Genomic DNA, 15,050 nt, shown 5'->3' with positions numbered 1-15,050 from the left:
CCTTAACCCCAGCCCTGCCCCGGATCAATAGGCGCTGAGACCCGTCCCCTTGTAGACCTTGTCGAACTCGGCCTTGACGGTCTCGTTCTGATAAGAAGACACAAGCGTCTTGACCCAGTCGGCATCCTTGTTCTCATCCTTGACGGCGATGAAGTTGCGGTATGGATTGTCGGCGATCGGCTCCTGGGCAATGCGCTCGGCCGGAGAAAGACCGCTTTTCAACGCCCAGTCGGTGTTGACGATACCGGCATCCAGATCGTCGATCGAGCGGCCGACGATGCCGGCGTCGAGTTCCTTGATCTCGATCTTCTTCGGATTGTCGGTGACGTCGGCGACGGTCGCAAGAATACCGGTGTCGTCCTTGAGCTTGATCAGGCCTTCGTTCTGGAGAACGCGCAGCGCACGGCCCTCGTTCGAGGGATCGTTCGGCACGCCGACGACGGCACCTTCCGGGATCTCGGCGACGGACTTGTACTTCTTGGTGTAAAGGCCGATCGGCCAGACCCCGGTATAACCGACGCGAACGATGTGATAGCCGTGCTGCTTGATCTGGTTGTCGAGATAGGGTTGGTGCTGGAAGGCGTTGGCGTCGAGTTCGCCGCGTTCCAGCGCTTCATTCGGCTGCGTATAGTCGTTGAACGTGATGGTCTCGATCTTGAGGCCCTTCTTCGCCGCCTCGCTCGCGACCACGCGCCAGATATCCTCTTCCTCGCCGGCCATGATGCCGACCTTGATCGACTTGTCCTCGGCAAAGGAAGGAGCGGGTGCTGCAAAGGCAAAGAGTGCAGCAGCAGAAACGGCGACGGCGGCAAGAGCCGCCCGGCGCGAAAGGTGGAAGCCGTGAAGATTTTTGTTCTTGGTCATTTTATATCCCGTCTGACTGAATGAGGCCAACCGCCCCGAGCAGGCCGATCATGGCAAATGCGCGTATCGGAGGCGAAGCACGAATGTCTGATGTGCAGGAAGGGCCGGAAAAACTCTTGCCCTGCCATTGCTATCGGCAGGATAAATTTCCATCAAATTTGTGGACTATGACGACGTGAAGGACAGCCTTAAAACGGAAACGGCGCCTCCATGGCGCCGTTCAAGCCTAGCCCGACATTCTTTACTCGGCGGCGATAAGCGTTTGATTCCGGCTGGCAAAGAAGGCCGCGAGCTCGCCAATCACCTCCCCGATCCGATTGGAAAGCGGGTCGGATGAGACACGGTAATTGGTGAAGTCACGGTCGGACGCGTAAACTGCGGTCGGCAGCGTGTGCGCCATGAAGAAACCGAAGAGCGGGCGAAGCTGGTGCTCGACCATCAGCGCGTGCCGGTCGCCGCCGCCGGTCGCGGTGATGATGATCGGCTTGGCGCGCAGCTCATGCGGATCGATCAAGTCGATCAAATGCTTGAAAAGGCCGGGATAGCTACCCTTGTAAGTTGGCGCTCCGATGACCAGCACATCGGCATTGACGATGTCGTCGATGACTTCCTTGGCGCGACTGTCGAGATCGTCACGGCGCAGCGCCTGGCCAAGCGAAGGGCCGACGTCGGTCAGGTCGTAGATGGTGTTGTCGAAGCCGTATTTCTCGGCGGCGAGACCGGCAATGTTTTCAACAAGCGCAAAGGTCTTCGAGGGGCGGTTGAAACTACCCGCAAGGCCGACCAGTTTGGGAGCAGACATGCCATTTCCTTCCAATATCGTGCCGAAACCGACGTCATTATTGGACGAATATTATCTATAAAAATAGTGGATTAAAGGAATGGTCATCCCTCTTCCCCATATGAGGAGAAAAATACGTTCGGGTCTGTGGGCGATGGCGACGTGCGAAACTGCATGATGCATCGAGCCGGAGTGTCGGTGACATTCCGGCTCGATCGATTGTCCGTTAGCGATGTCGCCTCAGACTGGTTTCCGCTTGGGAATACGCGGCAGGAAGACTGTCAGGAGACCGAGCAGCGGCAGGTAGGAGCAGATGCGGTAGACGAAATCGATGCCGTGGGTATCGGCGAAATCGCCGAGCAGCGCAGCACCAAGCCCCCCTGCCCCAAATGCGAAGCCGAAGAAGACGCCGGCAATCAGCCCGACGCGTCCGGGCACCAGTTCCTGTGCGAAGACGACGATGGCCGAGAAGGCCGAAGCGAAGATCAGGCCGATGACGATGCTGAGCACGCCTGTCCAGAAGAGGTTTGCATAGGGAAGCAGGAGCGCGAAGGGAATGACACCAAGGATCGAGAACCAGATGACGAAACGTGCGCCGAAGCGATCGCCGATCGGCCCGCCGAGGAACGTGCCGACGGCGACCGACCCAAGGAAGAGGAAGAGCATCAGCTGTGCCTGCTGCACGCTGAGCTCGAACTTGTCGATGACATAGAAGGTGAAGTAGCTCGACACGCTGGCCATGTAGACATTCTTGGTTGCCGTCAGCAGCACGAGAATCAGCAGCGCCCAGACGACCCGGTTCTGCGGCAACGGCAGAGTCCGGCTGATTGCCGGCTTGCTGGCATTCTGGCGCCTGTGGCTCATGTACCAGTTGCCGACCCAGCTCAGCACTACCATGCCGACCATGGCGATGGCGGCGAACCAGGAGACGCTGTGCTGGCCGAGCGGCAGCACGATGAAGGCGGCAAGCAGCGGACCGATCGCCTGGCCGGCATTGCCACCGACCTGGAAGAAGGATTGCGCGAAACCGTGGCGACCGCCCGAAGCAAGACGGGCAACGCGCGACGATTCCGGGTGGAAGACCGCCGAGCCGAAGCCGATCAGGCTTGCGGCAACCAGCAGCAGTTCGAAGCTGCCGGCATTGCCGAGCAGGATAAGGCCGCAAAAGGTACTCGCCATACCAACCGGCAGCGAATAGGGCATCGGCCAGCGGTCGGTGACGATGCCAACCAGCGGCTGCAGCAGCGAAGCCGTGACCTGGAATGTCATGGTGAGAAGGCCGATCTGCACAAAATCGAGATCGTAGTTCGCCTTGAACAGTGGATAGAGCGAGGCGAGCAGTGACTGCATGATGTCATTCAGCATGTGGCAGAAGCTGACCGCCATGAGGATGGACATCGTCGTTTTTTCGAAACGGGGCGCGCTCTCGGCAACGGTTGCCATCAATGCTTCTCCTGCACAGGCTCGGCCGGTGCCGTGCCACGTTGCTTTTGTTCGATGGATTTTCGGGCGATCGGGGCTGGGAAGACTCTCGTGCGACGGTCGCTGAAGTCCCATTTAACGTAAGCCGAGACGCAGTTACAGCCCAGTTTCATCCTAATCGGTACGGCTTTTGTTCGATTTGCACTTCGGACGAGTGATTTCTGCCTAACTTGACGTCTTTTTGGGGGCTTTCATATCACAGTCGGTCGCGATCATCGCGTATTCGGTATGCTATATGAAAACAACCATGGAAAAGCGATCCGGAGGATACTACAGCTGCGGCGACTAAAATGCGATCGAGGCTGATTACACGCAATGAATGTCAAGACAGCGAATGCAATAGACAGCTATGTCGGAGCGCGCATACGAGCGCGCCGACAGTTGCTCGGGATGAGCCAGGAACGGCTTGCCGAGCAGATCGGCGTGACCTTTCAGCAGGTTCAGAAATACGAGAAGGGGATCAACCGCATTGGGGCGAGCCGTCTGCAGCGGATCGCCGATGTGCTTCACACGTCGGTGAGTTTCTTCTTCGAACAGGAGAATTCCGAGCCGTTGACGCTCCAAGGGCTGGATCTGTCGGCGAAGACTGATCCAGTTGCCGAATTCCTGCGAACGAAAGAGGGATTGGCGCTCAATCGCGCTTTTCTGAAGATTGCCGACCGAAATATCCGCGAAACGGTCATCGCGCTGGTGAAGGCGATGGCGCAGGCGGAAAATCGCGGCGTAACATTGGGAGCCTCCGTCGCGGATATCACTCTTCCGCTCGGAGAATAGCCAGGGATATCGGATCTCGACAAAGGTGGCGTATCCCCCCTATGATCCTTCGGAACCGGCGGACTGGTCGCCCCCTGTAGGAGCGGGTTCTTTGCCGGCACATGGTCGGATGAGGTCCGCGTGGTTGGACAAACATTCGATGAGTTCATTGAAGCCATTGAGGCGGGCGAAGGTTCATAGCGATCCGCTTTGCCTGCCGGCACCTCCTTCATGGATGATGCCATAGCCGACAGCCTGTTCACTAACGCCGTTTCTGGGACGCCGGACTACTCGCGAAACCGAGACATTCGGTGGGACAGCTCTTGTGCGGATATCGCGCTAAAACGGGACCCGGCCCCCTGGCAGACAGACCTCCTTTTAGGACGACAGAGTCCGAGGGTCTGCGACAGGCGCCTCCAGGGAACCCCCAGCCGGTCCAAAGGAAGACGGGTACGATTGAGTGGGTGACGCGACGTGGGAACAGCCGCACTCGATCTCGATCTGGCAGCAGGGAAGGTTCGGGATACGAAAAAGCCTGCCGCGGGAGGAGGTGCGGCAGGCTTTCTGAAAACCGAACAGCGACTGGGAGGAGGAGTGCCGCTGTTCCGACAGACGTCCCTTGGGAGGAGGAGTGGGCCATCTGAAAGTCGATGCTTTGCGGGAGGAGGTGCATTGCTTCGATGGATCTCATCATACACCGACCATGGATGGTGCCAATGCCTTATGCTGCACTGCAGCTATGCAAGAAATACAAGTCGGAAAGTTTACAATAGGAATGAGGATGCAACCGACCTCAGCCACGGCGTTCGACGCAAAAACGCCCGCGTCAGGAGCGGGCGTCAAGCAGTATTAAATACCAAGTGCTGTGCGATTAGCGCGCGATCGATGCGCGGGCAACGCTGCGGATGTCGGCGCGGTCGATACCGAGGTCCTGCAGCTCCCGGCTGGACATGCGGCCGAGTTCGGTGACGGTCTGACGGAACTTGCGCCAGTTGTTGAAAGAGCGTGCTACGTTCATGATAATCCCCTTTCCTGAGGGCTTTCTGACGTCAGCAACCTTGCTTGGCTCCGGCGTCGTTCCGATGGTTGGAATATAGGCGGTTCAATCGGTTTAAAACAGCGACAATCTCTCACTTCAGCTATGCGACAAACGCATAGGCTGTTTCTTTTTTGCGCGAAATAGTCTCTTTCTAAGCCGCGCGGTGAAAGCCGTCGGATCGACGGGTTCGTGTCTCACGTCACAGAAGCGAAGCCGATGCTGGGAACAGTTCCTGATGACAGGTATTGAGTTCCGAGCGCCCGAATCCGACATATCCGGACGGAAGCGCTCAGCGGCATATCTCCGCGCCACGGCTTGACGATATCGGGGCCCAAATTCTCCGAAGTAACAAGCAGGATCCTCGCCACGCTGAGCGTCTTGCTGAACAAATCGGTGGCCGCGCTGCTGGTCTGCGGACCCTGATTTGCGGGGGGCGACGTTTTAGTTCAAGTCGCGAATCTGCGAGCTTTTTGATGGGTGATTGCCTTGCCTGCGTGTCATTCAGGGGTCACGAAAGTTGGGCTCCCAACTTCTGGCACGAGCGCCTTCGGTGAAATGATGCATCGCTGAAGGCCCCAAGTGAGGAATTCATCGGCGAGAAGGAACTATCGAAGGTGGCTGTTTCGGGCAAACGGACAAAATTAGAATATTTTGTCTATTGATTTTATAGATTATAGCGTTCCATAGCCCTGTAGATTTTAACAATGAGATTTTCGAACGCCCGGCGGATGCTTCGTTGGGCGCATGTGACTTGCCGTCTTCTTCCAAGATCAGCCAGGAGGTTTCCATGAGCAATCCAGTTCTCGTCAATCAGATCATCCCCGCGTCCGATGTCGTGCCGCTGACCGGCCGCGTCGGAGCCGAAATCAGAGGCATTCGCCTCGGCGGAGACCTTTCGGACGCAACGGTTGCGGCCATCAACCAGCTTCTCCTGAAACACAAGGTCATCTTCTTCCGCGACCAGGGACTTCTTGACGATGCCCAACAGGAATCATTCGCACGCCGCCTGGGCGACCTTGTGCCTCATCCAACCCAGGGTCCGGTGACCGGCACGGCCTCCATCCTCAATCTCGATTCCAGCCGCGGCGGCGGCAGGGCGGACCAGTGGCACACCGATGTCACCTTCGTGGATGCCTATCCTAAATTCTCGGTCCTTCGTGGCGTCGTCATTCCGGCGGCTGGAGGGGATACGATCTGGTCCAACACCCACGCTGCATACGAAAGTCTGCCGGCATCGCTCAAATTGCTGGCGGACAATTTGTGGGCCATTCACAGCAACGCCTATGACTACGCAGCCGTGCGTCCTCGTGCTACCGCTGAAGAGAAGAAGCATTTCGAGGAAGTTTTCACCTCGACCATCTACGAGACCGAGCATCCAGTCGTGCGTGTCCATCCCGAAACCGGCGAAAGATCGCTGCTGCTCGGCAATTTCGTTCAGCGTCTGGTCGGCTTGTCGAAGAGTGACTCCGCGAAACTCTACGAGGTGTTCCAGTCCTACGTCACCGCGCCGGAAAATACCGTGCGCTGGCGCTGGAGAACTGGAGATGTGGCGATCTGGGATAATCGCGCGACCCAGCATTATGCTGTCAACGACTACGGCGACCAGCACCGGGTCGTGCGCCGCGCCACCGTTGACGGCGACGTCCCCGTCAGCGTCGACGGCCGCCGCAGCATAACCCACGTCAAGGCCGCCAAGCCGAAAGCAAAGGCCGCATGAGCGCGGCCGGACAAGGGGCGACCATGCAGCTTCATATCACGCGGTGCTTGCCGAAGCTTGCGCCACCAACAGTCATCCAGGCATCGCGAACAGCCCGACAGCACCCCATTCCCGACCCGCTGCATCGCCCTGAGCGGCGATGCAGTTTTGGCCGGCTGTCACCGTCCATTCATCGGTTGGGACAATAACTGTCACACGTCGTCACAGGCTTTGACGACGTGCTGCGCTTTTAGCCACTTCACCAATCCAACTGTTGAGCAACGACGCTGCCGCATGGCTTTGCTGGACGATCTGAGGCACCAGATCGATATCCGGAAGGCTGCCGAGGCCAAGCGGCCCCATTGCGAACAGCCCATGCAAGGCGCTCGCCTTGGTCCGCCCGCATTCGTCCACGACGATACCGAGCTCGAGTTCGTCACGCGTTGCAAGACCCGCAACGATAATCGAACGGACAAGCGGGCTATCGGTCCCGGACGGCCGGAAACGGCAGTCTATCGTCAGTTCCGCGGGAAGGACCTCAAGCCCGGTCGGGGCCGAAAACAGCACGCCGTTTGTAGCGATACAATTCACTTTTCCCTTCCTGACGGTGATCGCGCCGCTGGCGATGGCATGATGCAGGCGCTGATAGCGCTCAGGCGGCAAGCGGTTGCGATGACTGTCGTAAATAGGTTTCACATGGCGTTTGAACCGTGCACGCTCTTCTGACGTCAGTCCCGCCCAGAGGTCGCGCGCGCGTGACCGAAAGCCGTTCATAATGCCTTGCCATCCCGAACCTTCCAGATCGGCTCTGCTGGCGGCCTCACGCAGAAAACGGAACGCGCCGCGGAGCGTCCCCGGCATGGCTTTATCCGTGACAATAGCTCCGACGGCGGCTGGAGTATGTGACTGAGGCAGGAAGCCCGATTCCGAGATCAATGTGACATGGGAAATCTTCGAGTCCGCAAGCAATCCAAGCGCCCTGTCGACCGCGTGGATGCCGCCGCCGATCACGACGGCGCTTTGCGTTTCACCGGCAGGCGCCGCGTCAGAATTTTCCCGCATCCCGTAACCCGTCGCGAGAAACACTGCGTCAAAGCGGGTTCGCTGCTCCGCTCCAAGGAAAACGGAATATCCTCCATCCAGATGCCTATCGATCGCCGTTACGGTATCCGAGCCAAATTGCACGATGACATCGGGCCGATCGGACAGGGCCTCGGCGAAGCGTTTGTACACATAGGTGCTGAAGATTTCTCCGGGCACAAAGGCGTGTTCGAGACCGGCAGGATCCGAGATCAGGCGATCGCGCCATGTGTCATCCGTTTCCAGCCACCGGCGAAAATCGCCCGGCAGTCCGGGATCAACGGAAAGGTCGCGAACGCGGCTGGTCAGCACCGTCGACGCGGGCTGACTTATGCCCTCGCCGATATCTATCTTTGCTCGCGGATCAAACATCACCAGATGGAAAGGCCGATCAACTCTTTTGAAAAGAGCAATTGCGGTCATGATCCCCGTGAAGCCTCGGCCGACAATCGCAATCCTTGCGAGATGGTCCGCATGCTGGCTCTCCGAATTCGAAGAACGTGACGAGAGAAGAGTCATTCATCGGCTCCTTCTGCGTTGGACCGGTCCGCCTACAACCGCCCGATCCGCCCAGTCTCATAATTCTCTACTAAAATAATAGAAAATGATATCCGGAACGCAAGCACAATTCGACTTGGAACGATGACTGCGTGGTTTTGGCGCCTGGCGGGCCTTAGCCTCCCTTCTGGCTACCGGCTTTGCCCATTGCGGAGCACGGCTGACGGGCGATGCAGTGACTTGGAAATAATTTCCCGGTTCCTGCGAAAAAAGAGAGGAATTTTAGAGCGGCTGCAAAGATCCACGAAATTTTAGACCATCTATCGCGGGCGAGATTAACCTAACGTCTGCATGCCGGATGTCGCGTCATCCCGCATGCAGAAGGAAGCTAGCATGACGGTTCCACTGGTCAGCTTGAGCAATCTGTCGACGGAGCCATCCCCCTCGCCTCAGGTGGCCGCAATCTGGGAGGCTCTTTGCGCGGAGGCCGTCAATGCTTCGGCCAAGGATGCAGCACTCACGCGCGCCATGAATTCCGCAGTGCTTTATCATGCGAGTTTCGCCCAGGCGCTCGCTCAACGGGTCGCGATCAAACTGGCCAATCACGACCTCGACCATGACGAGTTGATGGCGGTGATTGCCCAGGCGTTCGTCGGCAATCGCAATATTGTCGCCGATGCCGCCGCCGACCTGACCGCGATCAAGGAACGCGATCCATCGAACACGGAAATCCTGACGCCATTCCTGTATTTCAAAGGCTTTGTGGCTTTGCAGGGACAACGGGTGGCCCACTGGCTTTGGCATCATGATCGCCTCCATTTGGCGCGCCACATCCAGAGTCGAATTTCCGAAGTTTTCGGCGTCGACATTCACCCCGCCGCAAAGATGGGCAAGAGCATCATGCTCGATCATGGGAGCGGCTTGGTCATTGGCGAGACTGCGGTCGTTGAAGACGACGTCTCCATACTCCAGAATGTTACATTGGGAGGGACGGGCAAGGAGACCGGCGACCGGCACCCCAAGGTACGACGCGGCGCTCTCATCGGAGCGGGTGCCAAGATTCTCGGCAACATCGAAATTGGCGTCGGAGCCAAGGTGGGTGCAGGCAGTGTGGTCGTAAATGCCGTTACAGCCTACACATCGGTCGCCGGCATTCCGGCGAGGCAGGTGGGCAAGCGCCACTTCAACCTCCCCGGAATCACGATGGACCAGACCTTATCTGAACCGGAGTATACGATCTGAGGGCCAGTGCGCTTGCTCCCGGGCGTCTCCATTTGCAAGGCTGATGCTGCCAGATGGCGGTGCAGCCACGGCTTCCGTATCGACCCCGCTCCAACCAATCGATAGAGGTTGAAGCCGACGATATCTGTTCCGCTAAGCTCCTCTAGCGATGATTTGCGGAAATCTTGCGAAGATGATCTCTTATCATCGCGCGAAACTCGCCAAATGTTCGAAACCCGATGTGCTGTGCAAGTCGGTGAACCGTGGTTTGAGAAACCTTACAATTGCGCGCAATCGCAGCGGCACTTTCGAATGCAATCATTTCCGGCTGCGGTAAGATCTGTTTAGCGACTTGTTCCAGACGATCGGGGAGGACGATCTGGCGCTTGGCGATCTGGTACTTCAGTTCCTCCAATGTTGTTGGAGGACAATGAATCCTGTCCTGCATCATGGCACTTCACCTCGCAAAAGCCCGGCAATGTACTGGCGACCCGGAAGCCTATTAAAAGGAAGCGTCGCCTCCGGTAGCGGTCCGGCAATGTGACGACATTTCCGCATCGCCTCGAAGCTTGTTATTCGACCTCAACTGGCCTGCCCTTCTGCCAGCTCACGGTAGCGGCCTCCGCCAGTTTCTGAGCCTGGAGCCCATCAAGCCCACCGGGCTTCGGCGAGCGGTCGCCGCTGTCGATCGCGTCGATGAAGGCATTGATCTCGTTGGCATAGGCCTGGGCGTAGCGTTCAAGGAAGAAATATTGGACGGGATCGCCGCTGACGCCGTTCGCATTGGAAAGCTCGACGCTCGTTGCTTGGATATTCCTCGCCGCAAGCATGCCGGCGGACCCATGGACTTCGACGCGCTGGTCGTAGCCGTAGGTCGCCCGGCGTGAATTGGTGATAACGGCAATGCGCCCCGAAGCCGTCTGCATCTGCACGGCGGCAGTGTCCACATCGCCCTCGGCGCCGATCGCCTTGTCGACGAGTGAAGATCCAAGTGCATTCACGACGACGAATTCCTCCCCGATGAGGAAGCGGGCCATGTCAAAGTCATGGATCATCATATCGCGGAACAGACCGCCGGAGGATTTAACGTAATCCGCCGGCGGCGGCGTGGGATCTCGGCTGGTGATCGTCACAATCTCGATTTCGCCGACATCGCCCCGGCGCAGGCGCGCTTCCACACTGGCGAAGTTCGGGTCAAACCGGCGATTGAAGCCGATCATCAAGGTCGACTTGTTCTTCTCGACGACGTCGAGGCAGGCATTGATGCGCTCGACCGACAGGGACACCGGCTTTTCGCAGAGGATTGCCTTACCGGCCCTCGCCGCCGCCTCGATGAGATCGGCGTGGCTGGGTGTCGGCGTCGCAATCAGGATCGCGTCGACATTTGAGGACTTGATGACATCTTCCGCATCGGCAACCTCGGCGCCCGTCTGCGCGGCCAGCGCCTCAGCCGATGCTCTGAAGGCATCCGCCACGTAGACGAGCTTGGCCTTGGGGTTCGCCGCAATGGTCGCGGCATGCACCTTGCCTATTCGGCCAGCACCAATCACTCCAAATCTGATCATTGATATTTCTCCGTGATATGTAAGTTTTGACTATCGAAATCTTCAAACCGTGAAGGCGTCGCGGAAACGGGCAAGCGCCGTCTCATCATTGCCGGAGGCCCAGGCCTCCATGCCGATCGTGCCGCGATAACCCATATCCTTGAGCGCAGGAGCAATTGCCCTGTAGTTGATCTCTCCGGTACCCGGCTCCATGCGGCCGGGAACATCCGCCACCTGTATTTCCCCGATATAAGGCAGCGCGCGACGGCACAGTTCGATCAGGTTTCCTTCGCCGATCTGAGCGTGATAGAGGTCGAGATTGAGCTTCAGCGCCGGTCGGTTTACCGACGAAACGAGCGCAAGCGTATCTTCGGCCTTGGCAAACGGTGTCTTGGGGTGATCGACTGCTTCATTGAGGTTTTCGAGCACGAAGGTGACGCCCTCTTTCTCGCCGAGGTCGGCGATGCGGCTAAGCGTGTCGTGCGCCTTGAGCCACATGGCGCCCGTTACCTTCTCGGCCTTGACCACCGGCAGGCCCTGGCCGTCGAGACCGGTCCCATGCAGATTGAGACGCGGGCAATTGAGCTCCCTGGCAATCGGGATTGATTGCTTCGCAGTTTTCAGCAATTCGTCTGCGCCTGCGTCATCGGCAAGTGTGCCGGCCACATAGCCCGTCATCGACGAGAAGACCGCTCCTGATCTTGCGAGGGCGGCGATGTCGTGTTTCGTCCAATCCCAGATCTCGACGTGAAAGCCAAGTTCAGTGATACGCTTCAGCCTGTTCGACGACAGGAAGCGACTTGAAGACCATCTCGGCGCAGACCGCGAGCGTGAAGGGGGATGAAGCATTTGACGAGCCGTCGTTCATGACCGTATTCCATGATTAATGATTGAGTGAAAGGCGACGACGAGTTTGAAAGCCGATCGGTCGCCGCCTCGGAAGCAAGCCGGCTAGATCGTACCGCCGAGCTCTTCGGACAATTGCTGCAGCTCTTTGCCGCCGGCCATGAGGTTCTGCAGCGCATCCATCGCGATATCCGCCTTGTCATAGGTGCCAAGCGTCTGGCCCCGATTGAGGATGGTGAAGCGGTCCGCCACCGCATAGGCATGGCGGACATTATGGGTGATGAAAATGACGCCCAATCCGCTCTGTCGAACTTGGTGGATGTATTTCAGCACCATCGAGGTTTGCGCCACGCCGAGCGCCGAAGTCGGCTCATCGAGAATGAGGATCTTGGCGCCGAAGTAGACCGCACGCGCAATCGCAACGCATTGGCGTTCGCCCCCAGACAGAGTGCCCACTGCCTGATTGGGATCGCGGATATCGATGCCGATCTTACGCATCTCTTCCCGCGTTACATCGTTGCAATGCGTAAGGTCGAGGTGACGGAAAGGGAAGAGTCCCTTGCGAGGCTCCCGCCCCATGAAGAAATTACGGGTAATCGACATCAGCGGGATCATGGCAAGGTCCTGATACACGGTCGCAATCCCTGCATCGAGCGCATCGCGCGGACTGCGGAAATTGACCGGCTTGCCTTCGACCAGGAAGACACCGCCACTTGGGCGGACGACACCGGACAGCGTCTTGATCAAGGTGGACTTGCCAGCGCCATTGTCTCCGAGCAGACAAAGCACCTCTCCGGCCGACACTTGCATGGAGACACCGTTAAGAGCGATCATGGAGCCGTAGTGCTTGACGATATCAGTTACTTCGATAATCGGCGTTCGACGATTGACATCAGACATGATCAGCGCTCCCCGGTAACCTTGCGGCGGATGAAATTGTTGAAGAGGACAGCCAGCAGCAGCATCGAGCCGAGGAAGACCTGAAACCAGTCCGAGTCGAACTTGGTATAGGTCAGGCCAATGGAAACCGAGCCGAAGATGATCGCGCCGAAGAAAGCGCCGATCGCCGAACCATAGCCGCCTGTCAGCAGGCATCCGCCAATGACGGCGGCGATAATTGCCTCGAACTCTTTCTGAAAGCCGCGTCGGGCGTCGGTCGAGCCAGCATCGAGCACGGTAATGATGGCGACCAGTGCGGCCGCGCATGCCGTCAAGGCGAACAGGCCGGTCTTCACCCTATGGACAGGGACGCCTGAGTTTCTCGCTGCATTCGGATCGCCACCGGCTGCGAAGATCCAGTTGCCCATGCGGGTGCGCAGGAGCACCCAGGTTGCAGCCAGGGCAAGTGCGACGAACCACAAGACCGACACGGGGATACCTGTGACCTTCGGCATGCCGTTCGGAAATTTGTCGATCAGATCGTGATCTGCGAGCCAGAGGAATACGCTCTTCAGCGCATCGCCGGAAAAGAGCCCGAGCAGCGGACTGTCCTTCACACGGTCGCCGATACCGCGAAGCTGTGTCGAGCCGCCGGTCGCCCATTTCAAGCCGACGAGCGTCAGGCCACGCAGAATGAAGAGGAATGCCAGGGTCACGATGAAGGACGGAAGGCGCGTGTGAATGACGATCTGCCCATTGATCGCCCCCATGAACGCGGCGAAGAGCATCGTCATGACGATGGCAACCGAAAGCGGCTGGCCGAAATTCGTGAGGATGACGCCGAAGATCAAGCCCGCAAAGGCCACCATCGAGCCGATCGAAAGATCGAACTCGCCGCCTATCATCAGAAGCTCTGCTGCAATGGCAAGGATTCCTAATTGCGACGCCGGCGCCATGATGGTCATCAGGCCGGAAAGCGAGAACATGGTACGGTCAGCGGTGAGAAAGAAAAAGACGAGGACGAGAACAAGGCCCGCCACGGCACCAAGCTCAGGGCGCCTCATCATATGCGTCAGAACACTTACTTGTTTGACGCGCTCATCGGCCTTCGGCGCAGCCGCCGTTCTCTGCTCAAGCGAAGCCATAACTCCTCCCACGGATCATAATTTAGGGTAGCGTTGGCGCTGCCGGGCAGCGCGGTCAGTCAGCCAAACCCCCTCCCCATCAAGGGGAGGAGATTCTGGGAGAATGCCTTTCGGCAATTCTGGTCAGCGAATGCCCTTGGCGGAAAGGTCCACGACTTGGGCGGCCTTTTCCTTGGTGATAAGGTTCGGGCCGGATGGAACATTACCGCCCGGGATAAGCCCGTATTTGGCATAGTTGGTTAGGAATACGACAGGCAGATAGCCCTGCAGGAACTGCTGCTGATCGATCGCGAAGGCTGCCTTACCGTCGGCCACGGCCTTCAGGAAATCAGCTGAAAGGTCGAATGTCGCCACCTTGATCTTGCCGGTCATTCCGACATCCTCGACGGCCGCGAGCGAAGGCTCGCCGGCCGTGCCGGCACCAAGCGCCATAACAGTATCGACCCCCGTATTGGAACTCAGCGCCGCCTTGACCTTCGCGCGGACATCGGCCGGATCGTTAACACTGGGTGATCGGCGGCTCGGCCCAGGTTTCCCGCCGATGTTCGTACTTGCAAGAGACAGCCAAATCCCCGGCGTTCCCGCGATTGCCTGCGATGCAGAACTCGCTCTCAGCGAGATCGTCGATTACCTCTTCGACAAGGGCTATCGCCGTCCCGGCTTTATGACGGGGGCGAGAACCCTGTCGACGGCGCTGGGCAGGCGCCATCATTATGCAAATTTCTGGCGACGGAAAGGTGTCGAAGGCGTCACAGAATTGGCCGCGGAAAGATACAGCGCCCAGGCCGGCGCCGAAGCGGCACGTACTTATTTGAGTGCAACTTCGCCCGCGTCGCGCATCGATGTATTGATGTGTGAAAATGACATATTGGCGCTGGGAGCGATGGATGTCGCCCGGAGCGAATTCGGTCTTAAAGTTCCGCAAGACTTGGCAGTCGTCGGCTTCGACAACATCGAACTCGGCGGGGCTCCGGCCTACGAACTGACCAGCTACGAACAGCCCACCGACGAGATGATCAATGCCATGGTCGCAATGATAACGGGCAAGCGCGATGCCGAACTGGGTTGTCATGCGGGGGCGGCTTGTGCCGAGGTCATCGGCATGAAGTGTTCCAAGAATCGTCCAATGAGCACTCGCGCTTCTGACCATCATCGAATGGCGTTCTAAATGATCGCCTTCAGGCGATCTGAACCGGCGATTTAGTATAAAGGGGTGATTTTC

The 15,050-nt window shown here is 58.2% G+C and carries 12 protein-coding genes and 3 pseudogenes; 4 read left to right on the top strand and 11 right to left on the bottom strand.

Annotated features, from left to right (window positions below; all coding sequences use genetic code 11):
• Window positions 1-24 precede the first annotated feature (24 nt).
• The 3 genes from U5G49_RS34350 to U5G49_RS34340 all read right to left on the bottom strand — a co-directional run bounded on the left by U5G49_RS34350 (window position 25) and on the right by U5G49_RS34340 (window position 3,088).
• The gene (locus tag U5G49_RS34350; RefSeq protein ID WP_193445129.1) at window positions 25-864 is read right to left on the bottom strand and encodes a MetQ/NlpA family lipoprotein; all 840 of its coding nucleotides are present in this window, start codon (window positions 862-864) and stop codon (window positions 25-27) included.
• A 241-nt stretch (window positions 865-1,105) separates the two neighbouring features.
• A complete protein-coding gene (gene msuE, locus U5G49_RS34345) occupies window positions 1,106-1,666 on the bottom strand; it encodes an FMN reductase (RefSeq protein WP_112908208.1) in 561 nt (186 codons plus the stop codon).
• 219 nt (window positions 1,667-1,885) lie between these two features.
• The gene (locus tag U5G49_RS34340) at window positions 1,886-3,088 is read right to left on the bottom strand and encodes an MFS transporter (protein ID WP_193445130.1); all 1,203 of its coding nucleotides are present in this window, start codon (window positions 3,086-3,088) and stop codon (window positions 1,886-1,888) included.
• Window positions 3,089-3,442: 354 nt separating this feature from the next.
• On the opposite strand from U5G49_RS34340, the gene U5G49_RS34335 reads away from it, so the two are divergent.
• Window positions 3,443-3,901 (top strand): helix-turn-helix domain-containing protein, encoded by a 459-nt coding sequence (locus U5G49_RS34335; protein ID WP_112908206.1) that lies wholly within the window; start codon window positions 3,443-3,445, stop codon window positions 3,899-3,901.
• Between the two features lie 850 nt (window positions 3,902-4,751).
• Here the strand turns inward: U5G49_RS34335 and U5G49_RS34330 are convergent.
• Window positions 4,752-4,898, bottom strand: coding sequence for a DUF1127 domain-containing protein (locus tag U5G49_RS34330; protein WP_003552150.1), 147 nt, complete (start codon window positions 4,896-4,898; stop codon window positions 4,752-4,754).
• 808 nt (window positions 4,899-5,706) lie between these two features.
• Between U5G49_RS34330 and U5G49_RS34325 the strand changes: the two genes are divergently transcribed.
• Window positions 5,707-6,636 carry a TauD/TfdA dioxygenase family protein gene (locus U5G49_RS34325; protein ID WP_193445131.1) on the top strand — a complete coding sequence of 310 codons (930 nt, stop codon included), beginning with the start codon at window positions 5,707-5,709 and terminating at the stop codon, window positions 6,634-6,636.
• Between the two features lie 201 nt (window positions 6,637-6,837).
• Here the strand turns inward: U5G49_RS34325 and U5G49_RS34320 are convergent, their stop codons facing one another.
• Complete coding sequence (locus tag U5G49_RS34320; RefSeq protein WP_246289143.1) at window positions 6,838-8,118, bottom strand: FAD/NAD(P)-binding protein; 1,281 nt, start codon at window positions 8,116-8,118, stop codon at window positions 6,838-6,840.
• Between the two features lie 468 nt (window positions 8,119-8,586).
• On the opposite strand from U5G49_RS34320, the gene cysE reads away from it, so the two are divergent.
• A complete protein-coding gene (gene cysE / locus U5G49_RS34315) occupies window positions 8,587-9,435 on the top strand; it encodes a serine O-acetyltransferase (RefSeq protein ID WP_193445133.1) in 849 nt (282 codons plus the stop codon).
• Between the two features lie 142 nt (window positions 9,436-9,577).
• Here cysE and U5G49_RS34310 read toward each other — a convergent pair whose 3' ends face one another.
• The 6 genes and pseudogenes from U5G49_RS34310 to U5G49_RS34285 all read right to left on the bottom strand — a co-directional run.
• The gene (locus U5G49_RS34310; protein WP_193445134.1) at window positions 9,578-9,865 is read right to left on the bottom strand and encodes a MurR/RpiR family transcriptional regulator; all 288 of its coding nucleotides are present in this window, start codon (window positions 9,863-9,865) and stop codon (window positions 9,578-9,580) included.
• 121 nt (window positions 9,866-9,986) lie between these two features.
• On the bottom strand, window positions 9,987-10,979 hold the full coding sequence (iolG, locus tag U5G49_RS34305) for an inositol 2-dehydrogenase (RefSeq protein ID WP_018247046.1): 993 nt from the start codon (window positions 10,977-10,979) through the stop codon (window positions 9,987-9,989).
• 42 nt (window positions 10,980-11,021) lie between these two features.
• Window positions 11,022-11,826: pseudogene (locus tag U5G49_RS34300) on the bottom strand (TIM barrel protein).
• A gap of 83 nt (window positions 11,827-11,909) precedes the next feature.
• On the bottom strand, window positions 11,910-12,704 hold the full coding sequence (locus U5G49_RS34295) for an ATP-binding cassette domain-containing protein (RefSeq protein ID WP_193445135.1): 795 nt from the start codon (window positions 12,702-12,704) through the stop codon (window positions 11,910-11,912).
• A gap of 2 nt (window positions 12,705-12,706) precedes the next feature.
• Window positions 12,707-13,828, bottom strand: a complete 1,122-nt coding sequence (locus U5G49_RS34290) for an ABC transporter permease (protein ID WP_193445136.1) — start codon at window positions 13,826-13,828, stop codon at window positions 12,707-12,709.
• A gap of 123 nt (window positions 13,829-13,951) precedes the next feature.
• Window positions 13,952-14,338: pseudogene (locus U5G49_RS34285) on the bottom strand (substrate-binding domain-containing protein); the annotation flags it as partial.
• Between U5G49_RS34285 and U5G49_RS34280 the strand changes: the two are divergent.
• Window positions 14,331-14,934 (top strand): annotated as a pseudogene (locus tag U5G49_RS34280) (substrate-binding domain-containing protein); the annotation flags it as partial. The pseudogenes U5G49_RS34285 and U5G49_RS34280 overlap by 8 nt on opposite strands.
• Window positions 14,935-15,050: the final 116 nt, after the last annotated feature.

The sequence above is a fragment of the Rhizobium indigoferae genome, assembly GCF_034554815.1.
GTDB classification, from domain to species: Bacteria; Pseudomonadota; Alphaproteobacteria; order Rhizobiales; family Rhizobiaceae; genus Rhizobium; species Rhizobium leguminosarum.
Note: the sequence above shows the minus strand (reverse complement) of the source record. Positions and strands in the feature narration are given on the sequence as shown.